The following is a 1801-nucleotide window of genomic DNA, read 5'->3' as shown; positions in this document are numbered from 1 at the left end:
TGTCTGTGATCAACTATTTGTAGGTCGTTTCAGCTCTGGTTGTGTGCCATGTGAGCGGCCTGTTTCAGGCCAAAAGAGCGCTAAGAAGTAGGCCAGACAATCCCCGTTCAGGGGAAGCCTTCATTTTGGTTTGGAAGTTCAACATTCACCCAGTGGCGGGTGTCTTGCCCTGTGCTCGAGAAGGACATGGGCCCGCCACCGGCAGATAGGTTCCTTGTGGTGCTACCCCGTAGAAAGCGTGAGCACCAGAAGGGCTGGAAAGCAGATGACGGTACCCATGTCGTTACAAGAAACTATCAGAAGTCTTGACTCCAACGGAGTCTCTGGACGAGAAATCGCCCGACAGCTCGGCCTGAGCCGAGCCACAGTCACGAAATACATCAGCCAAACCGATTTCTCACCCGTCCCACCATTACCGGCACCGCGCCCGGGAGCCTCAGTACTCAATGGGCTAACTCACGTTATTGAACAGTGGCTAGTCGAGGATCAGGGACAACCGGTCAAGCAGCGCCACACCGCGAAGCGGGTCATGGACCGTCTCATAGACGAACACGGCTACACCGGCGCATACTCCTCGGTCCAACGATTTGTGAAGGCCTGGAAAGCATCGAACCGTGAACCTAGTGCAGGCTTCACCGAGCTGGCGTGGCAGGCCGGGGTTGTACAAGTTGATTTCGGTCAAGCCGAAGCGATCATCGCCGGGATCGGGCAGGTGCTGCACATGCTGGTGATCACCTTCCCGTTCTCCAACATGAGATACGTGCAAGCCTTTCGCGGTGAAACCGCCGAATGTGTCTGCCACGGACTGCGCACCGTCTTCGAACACGTCGGCGGAATACCGAGACTGATGATCTTTGATAATGCCACCGGGATCGGGCGCAGGGTCGGCACCACGGTTGTGGAATCGAAACTGTTTAGTGCGTTCAAAGTCCACTACCGCTCCCAGTCCAGGTACTGCAACCCCTATTCCGGACACGAGAAAGGCAGCGTGGAAAACGCTGTCGGGTTCCTGCGCCGTAACCTCATGGTCCCCCTACCTGAGGCCGGCTCTCTAGCCGAGCTGAACGCGCAGCTCCTGACCCGCTGCGACAGTCTCGCTACGGCTGTGCATTACCGCAAAGGACTGCCACTCGGTGAGCTTTTCGTCCAGGATGTTGGGGCTTGTCTGGAGTTGCCTGGGGTCGGCTTTGACCCGGTCCGCTACGAATCCCGTAAAGCTGACAAGACCGGCAATCTCCACATTGATGGCAACACCTACGCCGCAGGCCCGGCCTTTTACGGACGGACCCTCACCGTGGGGATACGTCATGACGTGATCGAGATCCTCGACGAGCACACCGCCCCAGTCCGAGTCTTTCCCCGCGCCTTCGGCAGCCAACCAGAGACAATCTTCGACCCCGCCAGCCTTGTCCCTTTGCTGGTCGCTAAGCCCGGTGCCTGGTCCCAATCCCTGCTGCGGCCCCTGGTTTCTGATCCGGTACGGGACTGGCTTGACCAAGCCGGGGCCACCGATCGGCGCCGCCTGTTCACCGCCGTGGACGCAGCAAGTGGGCCGACGACCTTCGAGACAGCGATTCATGCTGCCACGATGCTGATCACCCGCGGTGATAGTCCCGACATTGCCATGGTCGGCATGCTCGCACGCAGGCTCGCTGATAACACTGAACCAGCAGCTGTGAACGTGGACCTCACCATCTACGACACCCTCACCATCAGCACTGCTGACGACAGTGTGGAGGTGGTGGCATGAGTCAGATCAGTGTCCAAGACGTCATAGACGCCGGCAGGCGCACCTCCCTCA

Annotated in this window: 1 protein-coding gene; it reads left to right on the top strand. The window is 58.9% G+C overall.

Translation table 11 applies throughout. The annotated features are described in order from the left end of the window. Window positions 1-277 precede the first annotated feature (277 nt). The gene (gene istA, locus H7E91_RS11400; protein ID WP_182355236.1) at window positions 278-1750 is read left to right on the top strand and encodes an IS21 family transposase; all 1473 of its coding nucleotides are present in this window, start codon (window positions 278-280) and stop codon (window positions 1748-1750) included. The last annotated feature ends 51 nt before the right edge of the window (window positions 1751-1801 follow it).

Source organism: Flaviflexus huanghaiensis (genome assembly GCF_014118685.1).
Lineage (GTDB): Bacteria > Actinomycetota > Actinomycetes > Actinomycetales > Actinomycetaceae > Flaviflexus > Flaviflexus huanghaiensis.
The sequence above is the reverse complement of the archived record's forward strand: the minus strand, read 5'-3'. Positions and strand labels throughout refer to the sequence as shown.

What these genes read in the sequence shown, in the direction of transcription:
- istA (WP_182355236.1), top strand. Translation starts at nt 278, where the DNA reads ATGTCGTTACAAGAAACTATCAGAAGTCTTGACTCCAACGGAGTCTCT.